At 68.1% G+C, this 6,438-nt stretch carries 8 protein-coding genes and 1 pseudogene; 4 read left to right on the top strand and 5 right to left on the bottom strand.

Annotated features, from left to right (window positions below; translation table 11 throughout):
* Both A3CU_RS45485 and A3CU_RS45480 read left to right on the top strand, forming a co-directional pair.
* A pseudogene (locus A3CU_RS45485) lies at positions 1-328 on the top strand (IS701 family transposase); the annotation flags it as partial.
* A 120-nt stretch (positions 329-448) separates the two neighbouring features.
* Positions 449-760 (top strand): hypothetical protein, encoded by a 312-nt coding sequence (locus A3CU_RS45480; protein ID WP_052371858.1) that lies wholly within the window; start codon positions 449-451, stop codon positions 758-760.
* Positions 761-767: 7 nt separating this feature from the next.
* Here the strand turns inward: A3CU_RS45480 and A3CU_RS0119010 are convergent, their stop codons facing one another.
* Entirely contained in the window at positions 768-1,298 is a 531-nt protein-coding gene (locus tag A3CU_RS0119010; protein WP_027943651.1) for a GNAT family N-acetyltransferase, read from the bottom strand.
* A gap of 299 nt (positions 1,299-1,597) precedes the next feature.
* Positions 1,598-3,088, bottom strand: a complete 1,491-nt coding sequence (locus tag A3CU_RS0119000; RefSeq protein ID WP_027943650.1) for a carboxylesterase/lipase family protein — start codon at positions 3,086-3,088, stop codon at positions 1,598-1,600.
* An 87-nt stretch (positions 3,089-3,175) separates the two neighbouring features.
* On the opposite strand from A3CU_RS0119000, the gene A3CU_RS0118995 reads away from it, so the two are divergent.
* Positions 3,176-3,778, top strand: a complete 603-nt coding sequence (locus A3CU_RS0118995; protein WP_027943649.1) for a TetR/AcrR family transcriptional regulator — start codon at positions 3,176-3,178, stop codon at positions 3,776-3,778.
* A gap of 85 nt (positions 3,779-3,863) precedes the next feature.
* On the opposite strand, the gene A3CU_RS0118990 is transcribed toward A3CU_RS0118995, so the two are convergent.
* Both A3CU_RS0118990 and A3CU_RS0118985 read right to left on the bottom strand, forming a co-directional pair.
* Positions 3,864-4,280, bottom strand: coding sequence for a DUF4267 domain-containing protein (locus tag A3CU_RS0118990; RefSeq protein WP_027943648.1), 417 nt, complete (start codon positions 4,278-4,280; stop codon positions 3,864-3,866).
* Positions 4,281-4,311: 31 nt separating this feature from the next.
* Positions 4,312-4,953 (bottom strand): hemerythrin domain-containing protein, encoded by a 642-nt coding sequence (locus A3CU_RS0118985; protein ID WP_027943647.1) that lies wholly within the window; start codon positions 4,951-4,953, stop codon positions 4,312-4,314.
* A gap of 101 nt (positions 4,954-5,054) precedes the next feature.
* Between A3CU_RS0118985 and A3CU_RS45475 the strand changes: the two genes are divergently transcribed.
* Positions 5,055-5,888, top strand: a complete 834-nt coding sequence (locus tag A3CU_RS45475) for an AfsR/SARP family transcriptional regulator (RefSeq protein WP_043841592.1) — start codon at positions 5,055-5,057, stop codon at positions 5,886-5,888.
* Here the strand turns inward: A3CU_RS45475 and A3CU_RS0118975 are convergent.
* Complete coding sequence (locus tag A3CU_RS0118975) at positions 5,851-6,294, bottom strand: CocE/NonD family hydrolase (protein WP_027943646.1); 444 nt, start codon at positions 6,292-6,294, stop codon at positions 5,851-5,853. The genes A3CU_RS45475 and A3CU_RS0118975 overlap by 38 nt on opposite strands.
* Positions 6,295-6,438 lie beyond the last annotated feature (144 nt).

Raw genomic sequence — 6,438 nt, 5'->3', positions numbered from 1 at the left:
GCTAGGACTGGTGTCGCAGCTGCCACGGAAGAACTGCTGGACCATCGCCGAACATGTCGGGGACGCGACACCGGATGGGTTGCAGCACCTGCTGGCCCGTGCGGTGTGGGATGCCGAGGCGGTGCGTGATGACCTGCGGGACTATGTCTGCGATCACCTCGGGAAGCACAACGCGGTCCTGATCGTGGACGAGACCGGGGACCTGAAGAAAGGCACCCACACCGTCGGCGTGCAGCGCCANTACACCGGAACCGCTGGCCGGATCGAGAACTCGCAGGTCGCGGTGTATCTGACGTATGCCACGACGGCAGGGCACGCGTTGATCGACACTTGGCTCACCGAGTAGCAGCGCACTCTCGAGACCTGCCGTCAGGCCGACATCGACAGCTGGCACGCCGAGCACAGCGAGCACGAGCGCAACTGCGTCCACGGCTTCCTGATCTGGGCCATGACCAGCAAGCTCACTCGATCACTGCGGTTGCCCGGCCCCTCGGTCAAGCGGAATGCCCCGCTGCCGCAGAAAGAGCGACTGGCCCTGCTGCGACGCCTGCTCACCGACCGGGATCTCCCGTTACGGTCCCGGGTCGCCGGAGTGATCGTCCTGCTCTATGCACAGCGTCTCACCAGGATCGTCCGGCTCACCGTCGACGACATCATCCGCGATGGCGACCAGGTGCTGCTGAGCCTCGGCGAGCCGCCCTCACCAGTCCCCGCGCCCTTCGGCGACCACACAAAGCAGTCACCCCGGGAGGACAGTTGACAATTCCTCATGCGTGTCCGGAGGCAGACATTGTTTTCTCGAAGACGAGCCCAAGGCCATCTTCGGCGTCCCACTGCTCACCAACCTGCACGAACCCGAAGCCTGCAATCGTGGCCAGCGAGGCTACGTTGCCCGGGCTGATCGTCGCGCGGACCGTGCGGACGTCGAGTTCCGCGGCGGCCCTGCGCAGCAGTTCGACCAATGCGGCCCTGGCATAACCGCGGCGGCGGAAAGCGGGATCCACCGAGTAACCGATCTCGACCATGCCGGATTCGTCGGGTGGGCCGTGAAACCCGGCATGCCCGACAACCACGCCATCGTCGCCAACGATCGCCTGTCTCGCCATCCACCGCGCGTTGTGCGGATCCGCGGCGATCTGGTCCAACCGATACCGCCACAACCACCGCGCCTGATCGGTCAGGAAGTACTCGGTCAGACAGACCCCGACCAAGCGTCCGGCCTCGGCGAGGTCGCCCTTGGAGAGCGCGGACATCGCCGCGCCATCCAACTCGACGAAATGAATCTCCCGCAGCGTCACCGACCCATGCTCGTTCAGCCCCGCTAACGGCCGCAATCGAAATATCTCCACTTCGCGTGAGGCCGGGGCGTCGTCAGGGTGAGAATGTCCAGTCCAGACGCCGGGTCGCCGTGACAACTGATCAGATGGTCAACCTCCGGCTACTCACAGCCATCATCACCAAGAACTCGCGACAGTTGAATACGCGACCTCACCAGTCCCAAACCCCGATGCTCCGCGAACACGACGAGCAGATGGCCGCCGCGGTGAGTACGTAATGCCCCGCTGGCCGGGAACACCCAGAGAGACAGGATCCTCTTCTACGTGACATCAAAGGGGGCCGGGTCGTGTCGCTCCCAGATCTGGCGGGATGCCTCTTCCGGGTATGGCAAGGTCTTCGACTCGGTGTCCAGGACGCGGGTGAGGTGCCCGCCGGGCCGGTGGGCGGACCAGCCCGCGTCGCCGGTGGTGACGAAGCGGACCCATGCCTCCTGGAGTTCGCGGGAGAGCGCGACGGCCTCGGGAGTGGGCTCCTCGCCGATGAGCTGAGTGCCGACGGGGCTGTCCAGCGTGCCGAACGCCAGGGGCACGTCGAGGCTGTGGCAGGCGCCCAGGATGCCGCCGAGGGCCGGGGCAACCCAGCCCAGTTCGAACAGGTACGAGGTGCCGCCGGCTGCCGCGTTCGCCTCGGCCAGCTTCTGTGACGGCATGCGGAAGAGGGCGTCGGAGTACACCGTCTCCACCAGCTCCTCCGGGCCTGCCTGCGGGAACGCGGCACGGTAGGCCCGCGCGCCGTCCGGCTGCGGGGCGTGCAGTTCCAGGGCTGCGTGGGCGTCCTCCTCGGTGAAGGTGCCGTACCGTCCGCTCATGACGCTGAAGTACCGGAATTCGTCCCGGGTGTGGCCGACGAGCAGTTCGGTCCCGCTCGCGCGCGCGCCGGTCAGCGCGGGCCAGGGCGTTTCCGGGAGGACCTCGCCGTCGACGACGGGGCACAGCGCGGTGCCGGTCTCCGTGAGGCGTCCCCAGCTCTCCCGGTGCGCGTGGAGGCCGGCGTTGAACGAGGTGAGCTCGGCGGCCAGGTGCCATGGGTCGATGTCGCGCAGGGCCTCGGCGGTGGGGGCCGTCGCGCCGAGCCGGTCCGCGAACGCGGCGGTGACCTGCCGTGCCAGCGCGGGGGTGCTGTGCAGCCCCGGCACCGAATGGGCGATGGCCCGCCGGAACAGGCCGCGCGCGGACTTCATCGTCAGCAGGGCGGCGACCGAGCCCGCCCCGGCGGACACCCCGCCCACGGTGACCCGGCCGGGGTCGCCTCCGAAGGCGGCGATGTTGCGCTGCACCCACTCCAGCGCCGCGATCTGGTCGAGAAATCCGCGGTTGGGCGGCACATCGTCGAGGAACGCGAATCCCTCCGCGCCCACGCGGCAGTTGATGGTCACCACGACGACTCCCGCCTCGGCCAGCGCTGCCGGGTCATACATCGGGTCGCTCGACGCCGCCGAGAGGTAGCCGCCCACGGGGATCCACACCAGCACCGGCAGTCCCGCCGCGCCGGGATCCGGAGTGCCGACGTTGAGCGTCAGCCAGTCGGTGCCCTGCGGGGGCACGTCGATCGGCAGGGACAGCGGCACCACGGGGCCGAACTCGACCGCCTGCCTCGTCCCGTCCCACCCCTCGACCGGGGCAGGCGCCTGGAAGCGCAGCGGCCCGACCGGCGGCTGGGCATAGGGGATGCCACGGAACACCACATGCTCTCCCCGCCAGCGCCCCTGCACCACGCCTTCCGTGGTCCGTACCTTTGGCTGTTCGGACATACCACACCCTTCCTCCACGAATGGACTCCCAGTTTTTACCGGTCATCTGTAATATGTCAACCGTATTGAAAACGGGGAGGCCGGACGATGCCCAAGCAGGTGGATCACCGCGAACGGCGCGAGACGATCGCCCGCGCACTGTGGCGCGTCGTGGAACAACGCGGCATCGCACACGCGAGCGTCCGCGAAGTCGCCCAGGAAGCGGGCATCTCCCACGGTGCGGTGCAGCACTACTTCGCCACCCGGGAAGAGATGTTGGTCTTCGCCATGGACTTCGCGTCCGAACAGACATCACTACGCGTCGCCGAGGGCGTCAGAGAACTCGGCAACTCGCCACACCCCCGTGACGTGCTCCGAGTGTTGCTTGCGGAGATGCTCCCTCTACATCCCGACGCACGCGCGACGAGCCGGATGAGCGCTGCCTACGTCCTGGAGGCACTGCACAACGCGAACATCCATGCACGCGCACGCGACGGGTTGGCTCAGGGCCGCGATCTCATCGAGCAGATCGTCCGCCAGGCAATCACCGATGGCCACATCAGCCCCGGCCGCGACCCGGCGACAGAGACCAACCTGCTCCTGACACTCACCGGCTTGACCCCGCTCATCGAACTGAACGTGATCGAGCCCCAAGAGGCCCTAGCCGCCGTCGACCAGCACCTCAACCGACTGTTCACCAACAGGACCTGACCGCACCCAATCGCCGGCGGTCACGTTCCGGTACGGACGGCCGTCGTGACCGGCGAAGCGCGGAACGCTTCGCCGGTCACCGATTTCAACGCATGGCGGGGATCGGGGCGGCGGTGACCTTGCGGGTCTCGCGCAGGGTCAGCAGGCCGGTGATGACGATCAGCGCCGCGGTCAGGCCGTGGACGCTGAACGCGACGGTCGCGGAGCCGTGGTGGGCGAGCACGTTCGTCATGTCGCCGATTGGGGTGAGGGCCTCGACCAGCAGGACCCAGCCCAGGGCGCGGCGCTGACCGATCAGCAGCAGGACGGTCAGAACCAACCCGGAGACGATATCGCGGATGCCTTTCAGAATCAGGAAACCGTCGCCGTCGCCCAACGGCCAGTGGGGCAGGCCGAAGCCCGGCGCGATGGTCTCGGGGGTCAGGACGTAGGACACCCCGATGTAGAAGATGAAGAGGATGCCTGCAGTGGTCAGGGCGGTGTTGACGGTCTTACACGACATTTTCGTCTCCTTGTGAGATAGCAGAAAGGGGTCAGGCGGCGCGGACGCGGCGGATGTGGCGGGCGTAGCGGGGGCGGCCGAGGACGTGCCAGATGCCGCGTACCGGTGCGGGGAGGCCGGCGAGGAGCGATGCGCGCTCGGCCGGGTTCGCGTCCTCGAGGACAAGGCCGAAGAGCGTGAGCAGCGTGAGCTTGGGCGTGTTGGCCACCAGGTGGTCGCCCAAGGAGGCCCATTCCTGTTGGGTGAGGTGCTCGGCCGCGAGCGGAAGAAGCTCGGCCTCCTCGTCATCGAGGTGTTCGAGCAGGACCGCCCGGTGATCGGCGAGGATCGCGACGAGGGTGTCGCGCTCGTCGGCCCCGGCGGTGGCCGCCCAGGCCGGGACCGCGGCCTCCAGCGTGCTCATCGTGGCCGCGATGCGCTCGTGCTGGGCCTCCATGCGCAGGACGATCTCCGCCTCCAGATCGACCCGGGACAGCAGCGGCGGCCACAGCAGTTCGTCCTCGCCCTCGTGGTGGTTCTTCAGACCCAGCCGATAGTCGCCGAAGTGGTCGGCGATCACCTTGGCGCGCGCGGTGTCGCCTGGGGCGACCGCCGCGACGAGTTCCAGCAGCAGCCGCGACTCGCGGCGCAAAGCGCGGTGGACGATCTCCATGTCCTGGGTGTCGATGCTCATTTGTTCCTGCCCTTCGTTCGATGTGCTCAAGACTGGTTTCTGGGGTTTGGAAGGCGCTTGGCGTCGACTTGGAAGCGGCCGCCCGTACGATGAGCCAGGTCATGGTCTTGATCCGGGTGTTGGGTTCGTTCGCGGCCGAGGCCGGCGGCGAACCCGTTCCCCTCGGCGGACCGCGGCAACGTGGCGTGCTGGCCCTGCTGGTGGCGGCGCGCGGGCAGGTCGTGCCGGTCGACCGGCTGGTCGAGGACCTGTGGCGCGGCGAACCGCCGTCGCGTGCCCTGGCGTCGTTGCAGGCGTACGTGTCCAACCTGCGCCGTCTGCTGGAACCCGGCCGTCCGCCGCGGACCCCGGCCCGTCTGCTGGTAAGCGCGTCGCCCGGCTACGCACTACGGCTGCCGCCCAAGGCAGTGGACGCGTGGCGCTTCGAGGAGCTGCTCGACGAGGCCCGCACACTCGCCGAGCCCCGTGCCGTCCGGGCCCGGCTGGCCGAGGCGCTGGCGCTGTGGCAGGGACCCGCGTTCGCCGAGGTCGCCGACGAGCCGTGGGCGAAGCCGGAGACCGCCCGGCTGAACGAGCTGCGCCTGGTTGCCCGTGAACTGCACGTCGCGGCGGGACTGCGGCTCGGCGACCCCGCGGCGGTGGTACCGGAGGCGGAGGGCCTCACCCGTGACGATCCCCTGCGCGAGGAAGGCTGGCGCCTGCACGCCCTTGCGTTGTGGAGCAGCGGCCGCCAGGCCGACGCCCTGGCCGCGCTCCGTCACGCCCGCGCCACCCTCGCCGACGAGCTGGGCCTCGCCCATCTGCGTTCTCCTCAGGGAGACGAGTCAGCCCCTGCGGGTGTGACAGCTCAGACGCACAGAAGTTTGTCGGGATTGATGACCCTGCGGCACGCGGTGATCAGACCGTCTGTGATCTGGACCGTGTCGACGGAGTAGACGCGGCCTTCGCGGTAGAACACCAGGGCTGCTCGCTCCAGTCGAGCCAGTCACTGAGGTCGAAGGCGCCACCGAAGTACGCGCTTTGGCTGAAATCGTGTGGCGCGGTCTGGATCACCGCGGCCACCAGCTCTGGTGGCGGCTCCATCAGCAGCGCCCACTGCGTCCAGCCGAGGTACGAGTTCCCGGCTCTGGCCAGTTGCCCGTCGAACCACGGTTGCGTGCGTAGCCAGGCGACGGTGTCGGCGCCGTCGTCGATCTCGTGACGCCAGGGCTGCCAGGTGCCGCCGGAGCCGAACGTTCCGCGGCAGCGCACCAGCAGGAGGTGATACCCGTGGCGTGAGGTCATCCCGTCGATGATCCGCGCTCGCCGACCGGCAGGGGCGGGCACGCTGTCCACGCTCACGTCGCCTCCATCCTCCGTCGAAGATCGTTTATCTATAAGGAAAGCTACTGTTGCGTTTCATGAAGAATCAACTTGTGACGACAATTTTCCTTGCTCTTGTACGGCAATCACCGGTATATGTTGCAACCACTATGTCGATGTTGC

The sequence above is a fragment of the Amycolatopsis taiwanensis DSM 45107 genome (assembly GCF_000519205.1).
Taxonomy (GTDB): Bacteria; Actinomycetota; Actinomycetes; order Mycobacteriales; family Pseudonocardiaceae; genus Amycolatopsis_E; species Amycolatopsis_E taiwanensis.
Note: the sequence above shows the minus strand (reverse complement) of the source record. Positions and strands in the feature narration are given on the sequence as shown.

Bases quoted from the DNA above. Each gene is read 5' to 3' on its own strand.
- A3CU_RS45480 (WP_052371858.1), top strand. From the start codon at position 449: ATGACCAGCAAGCTCACTCGATCACTGCGGTTGCCCGGCCCCTCGGTC.
- A3CU_RS0119000 (WP_027943650.1), bottom strand. From the start codon at position 3,088: ATGTCCGAACAGCCAAAGGTACGGACCACGGAAGGCGTGGTGCAGGGG.
- A3CU_RS0118995 (WP_027943649.1), top strand. From the start codon at position 3,176: ATGCCCAAGCAGGTGGATCACCGCGAACGGCGCGAGACGATCGCCCGC.
- A3CU_RS0118990 (WP_027943648.1), bottom strand. From the start codon at position 4,280: ATGTCGTGTAAGACCGTCAACACCGCCCTGACCACTGCAGGCATCCTC.
- A3CU_RS0118985 (WP_027943647.1), bottom strand. From the start codon at position 4,953: ATGAGCATCGACACCCAGGACATGGAGATCGTCCACCGCGCTTTGCGC.
- A3CU_RS45475 (WP_043841592.1), top strand. From the start codon at position 5,055: ATGGTCTTGATCCGGGTGTTGGGTTCGTTCGCGGCCGAGGCCGGCGGC.